Consider the following 17,861-nt stretch of genomic DNA (forward strand, 5'->3'; position numbering starts at 1 on the left):
CGGTAGGTGCCTACATGCATCGAGAACCGATCTGGTGACAGCCGGTCAGTTCGATTTCTAACGGTGCAAGTTCACGTAGCAGACGAAAGTGCGTCATGAGTGGGGGCGGAACAAACATGCAAGGAAGACGTCACAGACGGCAGCGTTGGCTGAGGGCGGTGCTTGTAGGGGCGCTCGCGGTAGGGGTGCTTCCGGGCCTCTCGATGACGGCAGCCGCTCCGGCGGCCGCCGCGTCCAGTGCGACATCAACCGATGCCGGTGCTACATCGGCCGCAGTGGCCTCGGAGACCGAGGCGCTGGCGCAGGCGAAGGACTCGGGTAAGCCGGTCGAGGTGCTTGCCCAGCGGGGGGAGGCGCGGGAGGTCTTCGCGACGGCGGACGGGAATCTGGAGGCGCGGGAGTACCTGCGTCCGGTCTGGACCCGGGCGGGCAAGGACTGGAAGCACATCGACACCACGCTGACGCGACGGGAAGACGGCACGGTCGCCCCTGCCGCCACTACGGTGAAGCTGGCGTTCTCCGGCGGCGGTGCCAAGGAGCCGCTGGTGCGTATGGAGCGAGCGGGCCGTGCGGCGAGCCTGACGTGGCCGGCGTCGCTGCCGGCTCCGGTCCTGGACGGCGCGGTGGCGACGTACCCTTCGGTGCTGCCGGGCGTGGATCTGCGGATGACGGCGCAGGAGGACGGCTTCTCGCAGCTTTTGATAGTCAAGACGGCCGAGGCGGCGCAGAGCGAGGGACTGGCTGAACTGCGGCTCAAGCTCGGTACCGAGGGCCTGGATGTGAAGGAGACCAGTCAGGGCGGCCTGCAGGCGGTCGACCAGGGCACCGGCGGCACGGTCTTCGAGGCGCCGCGGCCGATGATGTGGGACTCGAGCGCAGGCGGGACCCGGGCGGCGAAGACGCTGAGCGCCGCGGTCGATGGTGGCAGCACCGGGGAGCGGGGCGAGCCGGGGTCCGGCGAGTCTGGCCGGCTGGCGCCGATCGGGGTGGATGTGACCAGCGACGATGAGCTGGTCTTGACCCCGGATGCCGATGTGCTCAAGGGGGCGGACACCACTTATCCGGTGTTCATTGACCCGCAGTGGTCCTCGCCGCGCGCGTCGGCGTGGACGATGGCGTCGAAGTACTGGGCGTCGTCGCCGCAGTGGAAGTTCAACGGCGACTCGGACGCAGGCATGGGTTACTGCAACTGGTCGTACTGTCAGCCCAACGACACCAAGCGGCTCTTCTACCGCATCCCGGTGTCAACGTTCGCGGGCAAGTCGATCCTGTCGGCCGAGTTCGTGGTGCACAACACCTGGTCGGCGTCGTGCTCGGCGCGTTCGGTGGAGCTGTGGGAGACGAAGGGCATCTCGTCCTCGACGACGTGGAACTCGCAGAACGCGTCCGGGTTCTGGGTCAAGCAGCTGGCCTCGGACTCCTTCGCGTACGGCTACAGCGGCTGCTCGGCCAAGGACGCCGAGTTCAGCGTGAAGTCGGCCGTCCAGTCGGCGGCGAACGCACACGACTCCACGATGACGTTCGGCCTGCGGGCGGGCAGCGAGAGCGACGGCTATGCATGGAAGCGGTTCTCGGACAAGGCCTTTCTGCGGGTCAAGTACAACCGCCCGCCCTCGCAGCTGAAGTCCTCGCAACTGACGATGGAGTACGGAGGCACCTGCAAGCCCGCCTCGAAGCCCGCACGGGTGCGTACCCTTGGCAAGATCACCGCGAACAGTGTGACGGACCCGGACGGCGACAGCGTCGCGGTGCAGTTCAAGGCGGGCTGGGACGGCGGCTCGTGGAGCCCGGCCAGGACCACTGCCAAGAAGTCAGGCTCCGACTTCACGATCAGCCTGCCCTCGACAATCCCGACCAACAGAACAGTCAACTGGTACGCCCGCGTCTACGACGGCGCGCAGTACTCACCCTGGTCGAATGCCGGCGATCCGCAGGCCTGCTACTTCGTCTATGACACCTCGGTGCCCAAGGCGCCTGCCGTGGCCTCGAGCCAGTACCCGGCCCCCGACCCGAACGACCCCGACGACCCCTGGTACGACGGGATCGGCAAGTACGGCTCGTTCACGATCGACTCGGCCAGTACGGACGTGACGTCGTACTGGTACGGCATCAACACAGACCCGTCCTCCAAGAACAAGATCACGACCTCGGGCGGGGCCGCCGAGATCGTGAAAATGCTTCCCTCCAAGCCGGGTGTGAACTTCGTGACGGCCCAGGCCTTCGACTCGGCCGGCAATGGCAGCGAGATCCGCACCTATCAGTTCCGGGTGAAAGCAGGCCAGCCCGAGCGGGCGACCTGGCAGCTGGACGAAGCCGCAGGAGCGAGCGAGGCCACCGGCTCCACCCCAGCGCGCACCCTCGCGGTCCACGGTGGGGTGACGCCCGGGGCAGCCGGGGTCAAGGGCACAGCGGTGCACTTCGACGGTACCAGCGGCTACGCCTCCACCGATCTCTCGCCAGTCAACACCGCCAGCGCCTTCGCCGTCTCCGCCTGGGTCAGGCTCGACAAGATCCCGGACACCGGCGTCGACGTTGCCGTGGTGCCGGGCAACCACGCCCCGGGTATGGAGCTGTACTACTCCAAGACCTACGGCTGGGCATTCAACCAGTACAAGTCGGACGATGAGAGCGGCGGTCTGGTGCGCGCCTCTCAGGGTGGCACCAGCCAGGTCAAGGCCGGAGTCTGGACCCACCTGGTGGGCTCCTACGACCACCCCAGCAACCTGCTGCAACTCTTCGTCAACGGCCAGTTGGTCGACTCCGTGCCCTACAGCACCCCGTGGGAAGCGCGGCGCGGCCTGCAGGTCGGCGCCAAGAACTTCACCGGGACGCCGATGTTCGGCTTCCCCGGCACGATCGATGAGCTGCAGTTCTTCGACAGAATGCTGTCACCCACCGAAGTCAACGTGCTGTACAACAAGCAGAACGTCGGCGACCCGGGCCGCACGGCCACCGCCATCTTCCCCCTCGACGAAGCGCCCGACGCGACCGAGCTGACCGGGCACGGCGGGGTGCTGCCCGCCAAGTACCACGGCGCGGTCACCACTGGCGTTGAGGGCATTGCGGGCAAGGCCGCCCACTTCGACGGTTCCACCGGCTACGGGCGGATCGGCGAGGTACGAAGCCCGCCCATCAACACCGAGGCCAGCTTCACCGTCTCGGCCTGGGCCAAACTCGACAAGAAGAGAACGGACGGGAAGGCCGCGATGATCGTGGCGCAGGCAGGCCAGGTCGCTCCCGGCTTTGAGCTGTACTACTCGTCCTACTACGACCGGTGGGCGTTCAACCAGTACTCGGCCGACAGCGCGGACGCCAAGCCCATCCGTGCGATGCAGCCCGACGGCACCACCGCCCGGGTGGGGGAGTGGGTGCACCTGGTCGGTGTGCACGACACCGTGGCCAACACGCTCACGCTCTACGTGAATGGAGTGAAGGCCGGTTCCACCACACTGGTCGACGCCTTCTACGCCAACCAGTCCATGTACATCGGGGCCGGCAACTACAGCGGAGCGATGGATGCCCACTTCGCCGGCACCATCGACGACGTCCGGGTGATGGACCGGCCGGTCTCCGCCGAGGAGGTGGCGCAGATGTTCCGCCAGCGTCCCCTGGTCAAGGCCCGCTGGAACTTCGAGACCGTCACCACCGGATCGCCGGCCACCAGCCCGGACTCCTCCGACAACGCCAACACGATGACCCTGGGCGGCCAGGCCCGGCAGGGCATGGGCTGGATCGACTTCAACGGCCTGCAGCTGGACGGCGTCGACGACTACGCCACCGCCACTACCCAGCCGCTGGACACCTCCTCCAGCTTCACCGTCACCGCATGGGCTCAGGCCGCCGCGCTGCCCACCCAGAACGCCAGCGTGGTCTCCGCCGCAGGCACCCACACCAGCGCCTTCGACCTGCACTTCACCCCGGATGCCGCGAACGCGGACGGGATGGGCAGCTACAGCGCGGACATCCGCACCGACGACACGGCAGGCGCCAGCACCGACAGCGTCGCGAACACCGAGTTCTACGACGCACGGGACTGGAACTATTTGGCCCTGGTCTACGACGGCTTTGCCAAGGAAGCCCGGCTGTACGTCAACGGTGTACTGCAGGAGACCGCCTGCACCGACGCCGACGGCAACGGCGAAGCAGACGAAACCTCCTGCCAGGACCTGATCGCCTGGGCCGACAACGTCCTGACGTTCAAGGCCGGCGGCACCCTGCAGGTCGGCCGCGCCAAGACGGCGGACGCCTTTGGACAGTATTTCCCCGGCGTCATCGACGACGTCTGGGCCTTCCAAGGCGCGCTGGACGACAGCCAGGTCCAGCAGCTGGCCGGTTCATTCTGGGACATCCCCACCGACGTCCCCAGCGGCAACCAAGGCTGATTTCCCAATGTCGGGTGGGCGGACCTGTCAGTGGTCCGCCCACCCGACACACGCAGGCGCCTCTGCGAGATTTCCACCCAATCCTCCGCGCCGGCCCTCCTGAGTGGTCAGGTGCCTGAAAGTGATGGACACGTCACGTATGAAAGCCAGCCCCGGAGCAAGACTGCTCCGCAGAACCTCACTCGTCCTGTCCACGGTCCTCATAGGCAGTCTGCTGCAGGGTGTGGCAACCCCCGTCGCCGCTGCGGCCCCGGGCCTGCCCGGTCTGCCCGCCTCGGAGAAGCCCGTAGCAGGCACCAAGGACACGAAGGTGAAACCGCGGGCGCAGCACAACGGGTCCCGCGTCCCGGCCGTCACCCCGCACAGCACGCTGCCGAAGGCGACTGAGGTCACCACGTCGCTTCCGGCCCAGGGCGCGAAGGGGGCGAAGCGGTTCGCCTCACCGAAGGGGCAACCCATCGGGGTCGCGCGCGCCACGCGAGGCGCGGCCGGCAAGAACACGGCGAAAGGCAGCGCGGCGAGCGAATCCCCGGCATTGGACGGCGTCACCTCCCGCGTATTTGACGCCAAGCGCGCCAAGCGCGCGGGAGTGAAGGGACTGCTCTTCACCCTCGCCCCCAAGGCGGTGGACTCGTCTGCAACAGGCAAGGCTCCGGTCGACGTCTCAGTCGACTACTCGTCCTTCGCGCAGTCTTTCGGGGGCTCCTACGCGTCCCGCATGCAGCTGGTACAACTGCCGGCCTGCGCGCTGACGACTCCCGACCAGGACAAGTGCCGCAAGGCGCAGCCGATCACGGCCGTCAACAACACGGACCAGCAGACGCTGACCGCCGGCGCCGTGTCACTGCAGGCCGGCGCACCGACGGTTCTGGCGGCCACAGCGGCGCCGGAGGGGGACAAGGGCGACTACAAGGCCACCTCCCTCTCGCCCTCCTCCACGTGGACCACGAACCTCAACTCCGGCGACTTCACCTGGTCCTACGACTTCCAGACCCCCGAGGTGCCCGGCGGTCTGAAGCCGAGCGTCGGCCTCTCCTACTCGTCGGGTGCCATCGACGGGCGCACCGGAGGGACGAACAACCAGGGCTCGTGGGTCGGCGACGGCTTCGACCTGTGGCCCGGTTCCATCGAGCGCCGCTATAAGCCGTGCGCGGACGACGGCGTGAAGAACGCCGACGGCAACAAGCCCGGCGACCTGTGCTGGGCCTATGACAACGCCTACATCTCGTTCAACGGTGCAAGCGGCGAACTCGTCCAGACCGGCATCGACACCTTCAAGCTCAAGAACGACGACGGCACGAAGATCGCCCGCGGCTACAACACCGAACTCGCCAACGGTGACAACGACGGCGAGTACTGGCGCGTAACCACCCCGGACGGTACGCGCTACTACTTCGGCTACAACCGGCCCAGCGGCTGGAAAGAAGGCAACGAGTCCACGGACTCGGTCTGGACAGCACCGGTCTACGGGAACGACAGCGGTGAAAAGTGCCACGGCGCAACATTCGCTGAATCCTGGTGTCAGCAAGGTTGGCGATGGAACCTCGATGTCGTCGTCGACACACACGGCAACGCCATCACTTTCCACTATGGCAAGGAGAACAACTCCTACGGCCGCAACCTCAAGGCCGACGACGACACGTCGTATGTCCGTGGCGGGTACCTCGACAAGATCAACTACGGCTTGAGGACCAGCGACTACTACGCCAAACCGCTGGCCCAGGTCGCCTTCAGCAACAAGGAACGCTGCCTGCCGCAGACCGGTGTGACCTGCGCCCCGGACACAATCGACTCCAAGTCCGCCTACTGGTACGACACGCCCTGGGACCTCAACTGCAAGGCCGGCACCAGCTGCGACAACGGCCGGCTCTCCCCGTCCTTCTGGACCCGCAAGCGGCTCACCGGCATCACCACCCAGGTCCTCAACACTGCCGGCACCTACGACAAGGTCGACTCCTGGAAGCTCGACCACCGCTGGGGCACCGCGGACACCGACTACCAGCTCCTGCTGGACAGCATCCAGCACACCGGGGAATCGACAAGCCCGTCCATCACGCTCCCCAAAACCACCTTGGACTACACACAGCTGCAGAACCGGCTCGACAAGACCGGCGACGGCTACGCTCCGTTCATCAAGGCCCGGCTCTCGAGCGTGGCCGACGAGTCGGGCGGGCAGGTCGAAGCCAATTTCTCCGCCCCCGTATGCAACTGGAGCGAGCTGCCGACTCCGGAGACGAACACCACGCGGTGCTTCCCTCAGTACATCGGCGGTGACAGCACTGCTGACGCGGACCTTCAGTGGTTCAACAAGTACGTCGCCCAGTCAGTGACCAAGACGGACCGCACAGGGAAGTCGCCGGACCAGGTCACCCTGTACGACTACATCGGTGATGCCGCCTGGCATTACGACGATGACGACGGCCTGACCAAGGAGAAGGACAAGACCTGGTCCCAGTGGCGTGGCTACCAGCACGTCAGGGTCAGGACCGGGGGCCAGGGCGGCGCCACTGAGATGAAGACACAGCAGGACAGCTACTTCCTGCGTGGCATGAACGGCGACCGCCTGAACGCAGCCGGAGGCACCAAACCCGTCTCCGTGACGTTGGACGAGGACGAGGGGGAACCCATCACCGATGCCGACGCCGTCCCCGGCTTCGGCTACAAGACGGTGACCTTCGACAAGCCCGGGTCCGAAGGCAAGGCTCTCAGTAAAACCATCAGCCGACCCTGGTACTCCCAGACCGGAAAGAAGGTCCGGGACTGGGGCACCGTCACCTCCAACTTCACCGGAACCTCCAGCAGCAAGACCTGGACCTCGCTGGACGGCGGTGCAGGCACCAAGTGGCGCACCACCGCCACGGCCACCAAGCACGACACCATCGCCGGCCGAATCATCGAAGCCAACGACTACGGCGACGACACCACCTCCACGGACAACACATGCACGCGCACCACCTACGCCGGGGATGCGAACACGGCAATCCTCAGCATGCCGGCGCGCGTGGAGACAGTCGCAAAGGCCTGTGACGCGGCCGTCGACAAGACGAAGGACGTCATCAGCGACGTCCGCTCCGTCTATGACGGCGGTGCCTACGGCGCCGCGGCCACGAAGGGCGATGTCACCGCCACGGCCACACTGAAGAGCCACGACGGCACGAAGGCCACCTACCTCGAAGCCGGAGCCACCTTCGACAGTTACGGCAGGCAGCTGACCGCCACCGACCTGACCGCCAACGTCACGGTCACAAATGACGGCACCCCTGTCCGCAGCACACGCACCGACGGCCGAACCACCACGACCGCGTACATGCCGTCCACCGGGTTCGCCACCCAGACGAAGGTGACCACCCCGCCTGCCAAGGCGTCCGACGCCACGACGTCACAGGTCACCACCACGGACCTCGACCCGGCACGAGGGATCGTCGCCAAGCAGACCGACACGAACAACAACGTCACCGAGTACGCGCACGACGCGCTGGGACGCACCACCAAGATCTGGGCCCCCGACCGCCACAACACACAGACGCCTACCCAGGAATACGTCTACACGATCGATGAGAACAAGCCGGTCGTGATCGCGACGAAGTCGCTCAACAACACCGGCGGACAGATCACGTCCTACCAGCTGCTCGACGGATTCCTGCGAGAGCGCCAGACCCAGGCCCCCGGGCCCGACGACGGCAGCATCATCAGCGACACCTTCTACGACGAACGCGGCCTCGCCGCCAAAACCTTCGCCCCCTACTACGTCACGGACGCACCGAGCACCCAGCTCTTCAAGCCGGAAAACGCACTGTCCGTCGAGACCCAGACGCGCGTCACCTTCGACGGCATGAACCGCGCCGTACAAACACAGCAGATGGCCGGCAACGGCGACGGCGGCCAGATCCTCAGCACCACCAAGACCATCTACGGCGGCGACCGCACCACGACCATCCCCCCGGTCGGCGGCACAGCCACCACGGTGCTGAGCGACGCCCGCGGCAACACCACGGAACTGCGCCAGCTGCACAGCCGATCCGCTGACGCCGCCTACGACACCACCACCTATCACTACACACCGCGCAACGAACTCGACAAGGTCACCGACCCCGCCGGAAACCACTGGACGTACACCTACGACCAGCTCGGCCGGAAGATCTCGACAACCGACCCCGACCAGGGCACCACGGACACCACCTACGACGACCGCGGCCAGAGGACCTTCGTCAAGGGCTCGCGCACCGACGTTCCCGGACTGGCATACCTCTACGACGACCTCGGCCGCCAGACCGAGGTACGCGAGAAGTCCGCCACCGGAACCCTGCGCACCAAGCAGGTCTACGACACGATCACAGGTGCCAAGGGGCAGCTCGCCGAATCCACCCGGTACGTGAACGGACAGGCGTACACCTCCAAGGTCACCGCCTACGACAGGCTCTACCGCCCCATCCGGACCGCCGTCGTCATCCCCGCCGCCGAAGGCGCCCTCCAGGGCACCTACCAGACCGGAACCACTTTCCACACCTCCGGCCTCACCGAAACCGAGAGCTACTCCGCAGCCGGCTCCCTGCCAGGCGGCTCCGCCAACTACACCTACGACAACGCAACGCTCCGCCCCGCCACGGTCTACGGCGAAGGCATGACCTCCAGCGTCAGCTACAGCCTCACCGGCAAGCCGCTCCAGTACCAGATGAGCCTGACCGACGGCGGCAAGACCACGCAGGTCACCAACACCTACGAGTGGGGCACCCAGCGCCTGGCCACCACTCGCGTCGACCGCCAGGACCAGCCCGGAGTCGACCGCTACGCCACCTACCACTACGACGAGGCCAGCAACGTCCGCTCGATCTCGGACACGTCCCGGACCGGCACGGACAACCAGTGCTTCACCTACGACTACCTCGGCAGACTCACCGAAGCCTGGGCCCAGCCGACGACAACCTGCGCAGCGGCAGCGGCGGCGTCCCAGGTCGGAGGCCCGGCCCCGTACTGGCGGTCCTTCACCTACGACAAGTCCGGCAACCGCGCCACGCAGACCCGGCACGACGTCACGGGTGACACGGCCAAGGACCTCAAGGACACCTACTCCTACCCGACGCCAGGCACGGCCCAGGCGCACAGCCTGAGTTCCCGGACGACCACCGGGTCCGCCGTCTCCACCACCGACACCTACACCTACGACTCCAGCGGAAACACGATCACCCGCCCTGGCCAGTCGCTCACCTGGGACGCCGAGGGACACCTGGCAAGCGTCACCAAGAGCGGCAAGACCACCAGCTACCTCTACGACGCCTCGGGTAACCGGCTCATAGGCCGAACCCCGACCGAGACCACCCTGTACCTGGGGAACACCGAGGTCACCCTTCCCGCCGGCGCAACCAAGGCAAAGGCCACCCGTTACTTCGACCTCGGCGGCGGCCAGATGGCCATCCGCAGCGACGACGGCACCTTCGCCTTCACCATCGCCGACCAGCACGGCACCGGCGAACTCTCCATCCAGGCCGCCAACCTCGCCACCACACAGCGCCGAACCCTCCCCTTCGGCGGAGAACGCGGCGAATCCCCGACAACCTGGTCCGGCACCAAGGGATTCGTCGGCGGCACCGACGACACCAAGACCACCGGCCTCACCCACCTCGGCGCCCGCGAATACGACGCCGACCTCGGCCGCTTCATCTCCGTCGACCCGGTCCTCGACCTCACCGACTCCCAGCAGATGAACGGCTACACATACAGCAACAACAGCCCCACCACGTACTCCGACCCCAGCGGCCTGATGCGAATCCTTCCCTACGAAGGCAGTATGAACAGCGGGGGCGGGACCTCCCCTAAGGGAGAAACCTCTGGGGGTAGCGGTGGGTCAGACGGTGGTAGTTCCCTGGATGTGAGTGGTACCACTAGCAGTGAATCCGGGGGCTGTGATAAGGCGTGCCAAGATGCACTTTCGGGTCTAGCGAAACTAATGAAAAAAGAACAAGGGTCTCTCTATAGGAGTCTCGCGAAAGAGCTGCGAAGTTATGTCTTGACAGTGGCTGGTAACTCAAAGTGCGTCGAGGGTGCGAGGGTGTCCTCTGGAGTCGCTGCTGGCTGTGCAGACGTTGCGAAAATCGGTTCGACCGAGACCTGGAACGACTTGCTCAACGAGTGGCTTAACGGGAAGGGGGGAGTTCGTACTTTTGGTGCGGGGAGTCTCCTTACCCAGCGTTTGGCCGTAAATAAGTACTCAACGGAATTGCTCGCCGAGCTTCAGAAGGAGATTTCCGGTGCCGGTTATGACGTCAACCTTTCTGATCCGAACACCAAGCTGGGCAATGTATCGAAGCGCACGGATCCAAAGTTGAATTTTTTCCGAGATGTGGCAGGAATGCTCACAGATGGGAAACGTGGCTCCGGGACACCAGAGGCTTTCTTTGGGTCTTATGACCAGCTTCACCAGGTAATCAATGTAGATAAGCGAAATAAGAGCTTCACGGTTGCCTTCGCTGCGTACAATGGAACAGGCATGGGTTCTTTGACACACTTCTGGCCTGATGTTGCGCAGGGTCGTCAGATGGGTACGCTGCATCAAACATATTACTGGACTGTTACGGTGACCCAGTAAGATGATGGTGAAGCGTATCGCGTTTCTTCGAGCCTTCCGCATGAGCGCCATGCTGGTGCTCCTGTTGGGATTCCTGGCTTCCATCTCTTCTGTCTTCCCTCAAGAAGTCGGAATGTCTGAGCTGTCTCGTGACTTTCGCGACGGGCGAGCGACGTCGATGCATGTGATCTATGTGTCCCCCAAAGAAGTGACGGCACGATGGTCCACAGGACTGCTGGGCGAAAAGGAACTCAGTCACCGGTTCGACGGGCTGGGTGATGAGCAGGATTTCGTGGACTTGGTACGGTCGTCCCTCGACAGCACTGGGAAACGTATCTCCTTCGACTCGTCCGATCCACTGTCCCACCTCGGCGGTCTCTCCATGTTCATTCCCGTGCTCTACTGGCGGTTGATCGAACCGATGTGGCTCAAGTGGGCGGTCCTGGCAACGTTTCTTGCTGTGATCACGGACATTTGCGTGCGGCGTTCCCTACGAGCTGTAAGCGCTGGCCACTGGCTTGGTGTGGGTGTGCTTCTCGGCGTGGGGGTACTGGCCTACCTGTGGTCTGAGCCGTCCTCGCTGTTGCGGAGGGATGGGGTGTATGTGGGCCGCATCTCCGGCGGGGGCGTCATTGGGCGAACACTCGGCTGGTCCGGGGGCTTCGCACTCCTGGCGCTCGCCGCGCTGGCGCTGCGTTGACCTCGATTCGGCAGTGGTGATCGCTGCCAGTTGAGTCGGCGAACTGGTGACGGTACCCGCGCTTCCCTCCAACCAGATTGAAGGGAGGCGCGGACCGTGAGCCCGCGGGATTCCCCGGCCACGGGGCCGGGGAATCCCGCATGGCACCTTCCTACTGGTGAGTCGCAGTGTCGATGAACGCCACGACCAGCCTCAGAGTGCGGAGCCCATATGTGCTTGGTCAAGGTCCGCGGCCAGTAGGTTCGTACGGCCAAGGGCGGACCGAGCCACAGGGGTGTGCAATGAGTGGCAGTCAGGTGATGATCAAGATCGCGAATGACGAGGCATTGGAGCTGTTGCACTGGCTGGAGAAGCTGCAGATGACGACGGATCATCAAACGAGTCGTATCAACCGGCGTGGGTGCCAGCGACACTGCATTAAGGAACGAAGCGGAGGGCGGATTCCCGTAGCCGGCCCTGCCAAGCCTAAGAGCTGTCCCGTAACTGGCGGTGTCCCGTTCTCAGTGAGATCCAGTCGATGCCGTGGAGAACGAGCAGCGCTGAGCGACGAAACCAGTTCGACGTAGGTCAGTGCGGTGCATGATCATGCGTGCATGCCCCTGACAGAGACACTCGCCCGAGTCGATGCAGACCTGGTCGCCGGCCGGGTTCCCGTCGCGCGCCAGCGCCTGCGTGGTCTCATCTCGTCCTTCCCGCATGACCTGACGCTTCGCCGTCGACTGGCCGAGGTGTACCGGCTCTACGGAGACGCCGCCGAGGCCGGACGCTGGATGTACCTCGAAGAGGACCGGAATATCGACGAGACCGCCGCCTTCGAGACTCGATACGGCTCTCCCGGGTGGCGGATGAAGTACCTCGCTTGGCACGGCCCTGAGGTGAGGGCCGGCACCACCTTCGCAGAGGGACAGTTGGTCGCAGTGCGGACCGCCTGCGCTGAAAAGCTGGGGCACCCCGTCGACTGGGATGACCCCGCCTCCTACCGGGGCGACCTGAAAGGGGAGAGTGAGGCGCCCTCCGAGGCATGGACGGTCGGCGGTGCGCTGGCAGGCGTCGGCTGCCTGGTGGCGGCCCTTGTGTTCCTCGCGATCTGGGTGAATGGACTCGTTGCCCTCTTCGGCTGACTCAGGTTTCCGCGTCCTGCGAGGGGCGCCGCTCAGGGTTCGGCGGGGCCGTCCAGAACTACGGCGCAAGGGAGGCCCGGTGCCGAGTGACATGATCTTTAGGTGTCTGGTGTGATCACGGCTTCGGAGTCGTCCTGGATAGCCCCGTTTGCTGGGCTGAGCCCTCGCCTGTTCGGGAAGCTGGTGACGGTGCTGCGGCGTCAGGGTGCGGATGCGGTCCGCAAGGGCTGGCCATGGGGCTTGCCGCTGGAGGACCGGGCACTGCCGGTTGCGGCTTACTGGCAAACGAACCTGACCCTGCGTCAACTCGCACCGCGGTTCGGGGTGTCCAAGTCAGCGGCGGACCGGATCATCGACCACCTCGGGCCGATGCTCGCCCTCCAGCCCCGGAAGCGGTTTGCGAAGGACACCGTGCTCATCGTGGACGGCACCCTAATTCCCACCCGTGACCACACCATCTCAGAACATTCGAAGAACTACCGGTACTCCACCAACCACCAGGTCGTCATCGACGCCGACACCCGCCTCGTCGTGGCGGTCGTCAGGTCCCTGCCCGGCAACCGCAACGACTGCAAGGCGTGGGAGGAATCCGGCGCGAAGGCAGCCGTCGGCAAGACGATGACCATCGCCGACGGTGGCTATCCGGGCACCGGACTCGTGATGCCCCACCGGCGCCGCAAGGGCGAGGAGCTGCCCGGCTGAAAGCAGGCCCACAACAAGTCTCACAAGCAGGTCCGCGCCCGCGTCGAGCACGTCTTCGCCCGCATGAAGGCCTGGAAGATCCTCCGCGACTGCCGCCTCAAAGGCAACGGCGTCCACGCCATGCTCGGCATCGCCCGGATGCACAACCTCGCCCTCGCCGGATAGCCCACCCGCTGAACAGCAGCCCACCATGCCCGAAGCCACTCAGGGATGATTTACGGGACAACGCTTAATCGTCATAGGATCCGCCGCGCGTCCCAGTCGTACTTTTCCCAGTACCCGGCCAAGGACGTGGTCGCGACGGTCTTGCCGGGCCTAGGTGCGTGGATCATGGTGTTGTTGCCGACATAGAGGCCGACGTGTCCCCAGTTCCCGTCGTTGTTGATCACGATGAGGTCGCCGGGCTTCATGCCGCCTCGTTCGACGTGGGTTCCGGAGTGCCGCATCTGCTGGGAAGTGCGGGGGAGGTGATGCCGGCGCCCTTGTGGAAGGCGTAGAGCATGAGGCCGGGTCAACGGCACGTGGGAGCGGGTCTTCACTACGCGGTGGACGGCGGCTACGCGGAGGCGATGGCGGAAGCCGCGCTTCACGGGGACGGCGAACCGGTACCAGGCCACCAGCGCGGCCACACCGAGATAAAGGCCGTACCAGGCGATTTGGGCCGGAGGATTCCCGACGAAGTCCGCTCCGTCCGAGAGCTGGTGGCCGAAGGCGAGGAAGACCGCCAAGTAGGTCGCGAAGTGCAGGTAATGCCACGTCTCGTAACTCATGCGCCGCCGGGCGGCACGGGCCGAGAAGACCGCGGTCGCCAGGAAGACCAGAAAGCCCAGTGAGCCCTTGAGCAGGTCGGGGTAGTGGAGGACGAGCGTGGAGGTCTGACTGACCACATCGGTGTGCGCGGCCAACGCGTATCCCCAGATGATGAGCAGGGTGTGCGCGAGGATCAGTGAGATCGTCCAGCGTCCTCCCAGGGCGTGCCAGCGGGCGAGCCGGTCGGTCCCGATGCGGTGATCGAGGAGCGGCACCCGGGCCATCAGGAGCAGCAGGACCGCGCAGGCATAACCGGCCAGCAGTCCCGTGATGCGTCCGGCGCCGGTGAGCCAGCCCGCGGTGCCTGCCACCGAGGCCGTGTTGGTCCACCACAGGGCCAGGACCCCGGCGGCGCCGGACCAGATGCCCAGCTGGACGAGAAAGGGGACGGCGGGCCGACCCGCAAGGCGATGGCGTTCGGGCCGTCGGGCCGGTGCGACGGTCTGCGTGGTGGACATGGACTCCTCCGAAGGGGCCGGCCAACTACGGCCGTCTGGGTGGCCCAGCCTCACAAGCGATCCTCTGAGGGGCCTCTGAATCGGCTGCCGAGGCCCATGTGCGAGGACGATTCAGAGGAAACTCAGAGGCTGGCCTCACGCCGCCTCCGCCGATACCCAGGGACGCTGGAGACATGAGGGAAGCGACAGGTGCGACACCCCGGCTCCATCGGCCCGGCGGGGGACCGCTGCGCATTCTGGTCGTGGATGACGAACCCGACGTGACCGAAGTCCTCTCAAGAGCCCTGGCAGCCGAGGGATGGGAGGTGCAGACAGCTGCCGACGGCGCCACCGCCCTGGCGACCGCCGCCGCCTTCCGTCCTGATGCGGTGGTCCTGGACAGGATGCTGCCCGACATCGAAGGGCTGCAGGTCCTGCGCTCCCTGAGACAGACGGATCCCGGCCTGTGCGTGCTGATTCTGACCGCCCGCGACGAAGTCGACGATCGGATCGCCGGGATCACCGCCGGGGGCGACGACTACGTCACCAAGCCGTACAGCCTGGAGGAGGTACTGGCCCGCCTCCGCGGCCTGCTGCGCCGGGCAGGCATGTCGGCGGAGCCCGGAACGCACCGGCTTGCGGTGGGGGACTTGTCCATGGACGAGGAAGCCAGAGAGGTCAGACGCGGCGGCGTCACCCTCGACCTGACCCGGACCGAATTCGAGCTGCTGCGCTTCCTCATGCGCAATCCTAGGCGAGTGCTCTCCAAGGAACAGATCCTCGACCGCGTCTGGTCCTACGATTTCGGCGGGCGGGCCCACATCGTGGAGTTGTACATCAGCTACCTGCGCAAGAAGATCGACGCGGGCCGGTCCCCGATGATCCACACGGTGCGCGGTGTCGGCTACGTCCTCAAGCCGGAAGCGTCTTGAGGCAGATCCTGCCGCGAACGCTGCGCGGCCAGCTGACCCTGGGAATGGTCTCGCTGCTCACCTTCGCCTGTCTCGCGGTCGGGATCACCACGGTGCTCGCCCTGCGCGGCTTCCTGATGGGACGTCTTGACGAGCAGTTGTACGCGTCCGGCGGCCGGTTCGCCGCCAGCCTTGAGTACGAGAGCGAGCCCGACGCCGACAACCGGTCGGACACCCGGGGCCAGGCGGAAGGAACCCTCGGGGCCCGGGTCATGGACGGCAGGGTCACCGAGGCGGCAGTCGTCGACGACGACACAGACCGGCCACTGCCGCTGACGAGCGAGGACCGCGGTGCGCTCCTCGGTGTCCCCCCGGACCGCCACGGACACACCCTCCGCCTCTCCGCCCTCGGGAAATACCGGGTCACCGCCGTCCGGGGGGACGACAACGACATCCTGATCACCGGACTTCCGCTGCGTCCGGTGGAAGAGACGGTGCACCGGCTCGTAGCGGTCGAAGCGGCTCTGTTCGCCGCCGCGATCGTCTCCACCGGCACCGTCGGCGGACTGTGGGTGCGGGCCTCGCTGCGCCCGCTCCGGCGCGTCGGTGCACGCGCCTCCGAGGTGGCGGATCTGCCCCTGGCTACAGGCGAGGTGTCGATGCCGGGCCCCCTGCCCGACGCCGATCCCCGGACCGAGGTCGGAGGGCTGGGCGCGGCCATCAACAGGATGCTCGGCCACGTCGAGGACGCGTTGGTCCGTCGCCAGGCCAGTGAGGAGAGGCTCCGTCACTTCGCGGCCGACGCCAGTCACGAACTGCGCACCCCTGTCGCCAACATCCGTGGCCACGCCGAACTCGCGCTGCGCCACCGCGGGCCCGTGCCCGGCGACGTACGACGCTCACTGGAACGCATCGCCGGCGAGACACAGCGCATGACACGACTGGTCGACGATCTCCTCCTGCTCGCCCGCCTGGATGCCGGACGTCCGCTCGAACACCAGCCCGTCGATCTGACCCTGCTCATCCTGAACGCCACGGAGGACGCCCGCGCGGCGAGCCCGGACCACCACTGGCGTCTCGACCTTCCCGACGCGCCGGTGGTCATCCACGGAGACGCCCACCGGCTCCAGCAGGCCATCGGGAATCTCATGGCCAACATCCGAACGCACACACCCGCTGGCACTGAGGTGTCGCTCACGCTCGCCACCTCCGCGGCCGGCGTCGAGGTCAGTGTCAGCGACAACGGACCGGGTATCCCCGAGGAGCTCCTGCCGGAGGTGTTCGGCCGCTTCGTCCGCGGCGACCAGGGCCGCTCGCGCAGCACGGGCGGCACGGGGCTCGGACTCGCCATCGTCCACGCCGTGATCACGGCCCACGGAGGAACCGTGCGCGTCGTCAGCCGGCCCGGACGCACCACCTTCCGCTTCATGCTGCCGGGCTGAGCCGCCCGGGGAAGAAAGCGGCATACAGGTCCGATCTCTTCCGCCCGGCCCCGGGGTGTTCCCGGGGCGCGACGGGCCGGCCCGGCTCTCGCGTCAGGCCGCCTCGACCGCGGCGAGCGCCGCGTCGAGACGGCGGATGGCCTCCCCGGCCACCGGAGCCATGGCATCCAGGCCGGTGAGGGTGACCCTGGTACTGGGATCGACAGCCTGCACCAGATGAGTAGCCTCTCTCCTCTCTGGAGCCCCCATGACTCGCGCCTCCTCCGGCTTCACCCTTCCCGACCTGGTCCGGCAGCCGCGCCGCCGTCACTGGCGCCAGCGACGGCATCGGGCTCGGCATCGCCACCCGTCTCGCCGCAGCCGGAGCCGAGGTCCTCCTGTCGGTGCGTAACCCCGCCAAAGGCCGGGCCGCGATCAGGAATCTGCTCCGTGCTTTTCGGCTTTTACCTCTATCGCCGCGATACTGCGGTCACACAAGAGTGCCCGCCGATTAAATCGGCGGGCACTCGGGGAAGTGTGGTTGAGGGGATCAGTGCTTGAAGGCGTCCTTGGTCTTTTCCTTGGTCTCGCGGGCGTCGCCCTTGACCTGGTCGGCCTGACCGTCGGCCCTGAGGTGCTCGTTACCCACCGCGCTGCCTGCGACTTCCTTGATCTTGCCCTTGGCCTGCTCGACCTTCGCCTGCGCCTTCTCGTCACCCGACACAACGACCACACCCTCACTGACTGGGATACAAGGACACCAGTCGTTTGTCCGCCGGGACTCCTCCTAAACTCCGCCCCGGTGCAACCCGCCT

The 17,861-nt window shown here is 66.1% G+C and carries 9 protein-coding genes and 3 pseudogenes; 8 read left to right on the plus strand and 4 right to left on the minus strand.

Annotation, left to right across the window (positions count from 1 at the left end):
* Nucleotides 1-203 precede the first annotated feature (203 nt).
* The 5 genes and pseudogenes from EAO73_RS27370 to EAO73_RS27395 all read left to right on the plus strand — a co-directional run bounded on the left by EAO73_RS27370 (nt 204) and on the right by EAO73_RS27395 (nt 13,632).
* Nucleotides 204-4,382: a LamG-like jellyroll fold domain-containing protein gene (locus EAO73_RS27370; protein WP_147974232.1), complete on the plus strand. Its 4,179-nt coding sequence runs from the start codon at nt 204-206 to the stop codon at nt 4,380-4,382.
* Between the two features lie 139 nt (nt 4,383-4,521).
* The gene (locus EAO73_RS27375; protein ID WP_224756479.1) at nt 4,522-10,965 is read left to right on the plus strand and encodes an RHS repeat domain-containing protein; all 6,444 of its coding nucleotides are present in this window, start codon (nt 4,522-4,524) and stop codon (nt 10,963-10,965) included.
* A gap of 1 nt (nt 10,966) precedes the next feature.
* Complete coding sequence (locus EAO73_RS27380; RefSeq protein WP_147974233.1) at nt 10,967-11,644, plus strand: hypothetical protein; 678 nt, start codon at nt 10,967-10,969, stop codon at nt 11,642-11,644.
* 593 nt (nt 11,645-12,237) lie between these two features.
* A complete protein-coding gene (locus EAO73_RS27390) occupies nt 12,238-12,765 on the plus strand; it encodes a DUF6584 family protein (RefSeq protein WP_147974235.1) in 528 nt (175 codons plus the stop codon).
* A gap of 102 nt (nt 12,766-12,867) precedes the next feature.
* Nucleotides 12,868-13,632 (plus strand): annotated as a pseudogene (locus tag EAO73_RS27395) (transposase).
* A gap of 71 nt (nt 13,633-13,703) precedes the next feature.
* Here EAO73_RS27395 and EAO73_RS36810 read toward each other — a convergent pair.
* Both EAO73_RS36810 and EAO73_RS27400 read right to left on the minus strand, forming a co-directional pair.
* Nucleotides 13,704-14,006, minus strand: coding sequence for a C40 family peptidase (locus EAO73_RS36810; protein ID WP_224756501.1), 303 nt, complete (start codon nt 14,004-14,006; stop codon nt 13,704-13,706).
* A 6-nt stretch (nt 14,007-14,012) separates the two neighbouring features.
* A pseudogene (locus EAO73_RS27400) lies at nt 14,013-14,735 on the minus strand (ferric reductase-like transmembrane domain-containing protein); the annotation flags it as partial.
* 173 nt (nt 14,736-14,908) lie between these two features.
* Between EAO73_RS27400 and EAO73_RS27405 the strand changes: the two are divergent.
* Both EAO73_RS27405 and EAO73_RS27410 read left to right on the plus strand, forming a co-directional pair.
* A complete protein-coding gene (locus tag EAO73_RS27405; RefSeq protein WP_147974237.1) occupies nt 14,909-15,646 on the plus strand; it encodes a response regulator transcription factor in 738 nt (245 codons plus the stop codon).
* On the plus strand, nt 15,643-17,067 hold the full coding sequence (locus EAO73_RS27410; RefSeq protein WP_147974238.1) for a sensor histidine kinase: 1,425 nt from the start codon (nt 15,643-15,645) through the stop codon (nt 17,065-17,067). The genes EAO73_RS27405 and EAO73_RS27410 overlap by 4 nt, the downstream gene beginning before the upstream one ends.
* 93 nt (nt 17,068-17,160) lie before the next feature.
* On the opposite strand, the pseudogene EAO73_RS27415 reads toward EAO73_RS27410, so the two are convergent.
* Nucleotides 17,161-17,283 (minus strand): annotated as a pseudogene (locus tag EAO73_RS27415) (DUF302 domain-containing protein); the annotation flags it as partial.
* Nucleotides 17,284-17,405: 122 nt separating this feature from the next.
* Between EAO73_RS27415 and EAO73_RS37400 the strand changes: the two are divergent.
* Complete coding sequence (locus tag EAO73_RS37400; protein ID WP_412075456.1) at nt 17,406-17,561, plus strand: hypothetical protein; 156 nt, start codon at nt 17,406-17,408, stop codon at nt 17,559-17,561.
* Between the two features lie 35 nt (nt 17,562-17,596).
* On the opposite strand, the gene EAO73_RS27425 is transcribed toward EAO73_RS37400, so the two are convergent.
* Nucleotides 17,597-17,770, minus strand: a complete 174-nt coding sequence (locus EAO73_RS27425; RefSeq protein ID WP_147974454.1) for a CsbD family protein — start codon at nt 17,768-17,770, stop codon at nt 17,597-17,599.
* Nucleotides 17,771-17,861: the final 91 nt, after the last annotated feature.

The organism is Streptomyces sp. col6, assembly GCF_008042035.1.
Taxonomy (GTDB): Bacteria; Actinomycetota; Actinomycetes; order Streptomycetales; family Streptomycetaceae; genus Streptomyces.

What these genes read in the sequence shown, in the direction of transcription:
- EAO73_RS27370 (WP_147974232.1), top strand. Translation starts at nt 204, where the DNA reads ATGACGGCAGCCGCTCCGGCGGCCGCCGCGTCCAGTGCGACATCAACC.
- EAO73_RS27375 (WP_224756479.1), top strand. Translation starts at nt 4,522, where the DNA reads ATGAAAGCCAGCCCCGGAGCAAGACTGCTCCGCAGAACCTCACTCGTC.
- EAO73_RS27380 (WP_147974233.1), top strand. Translation starts at nt 10,967, where the DNA reads ATGATGGTGAAGCGTATCGCGTTTCTTCGAGCCTTCCGCATGAGCGCC.
- EAO73_RS27390 (WP_147974235.1), top strand. Translation starts at nt 12,238, where the DNA reads ATGCCCCTGACAGAGACACTCGCCCGAGTCGATGCAGACCTGGTCGCC.
- EAO73_RS27405 (WP_147974237.1), top strand. Translation starts at nt 14,909, where the DNA reads ATGAGGGAAGCGACAGGTGCGACACCCCGGCTCCATCGGCCCGGCGGG.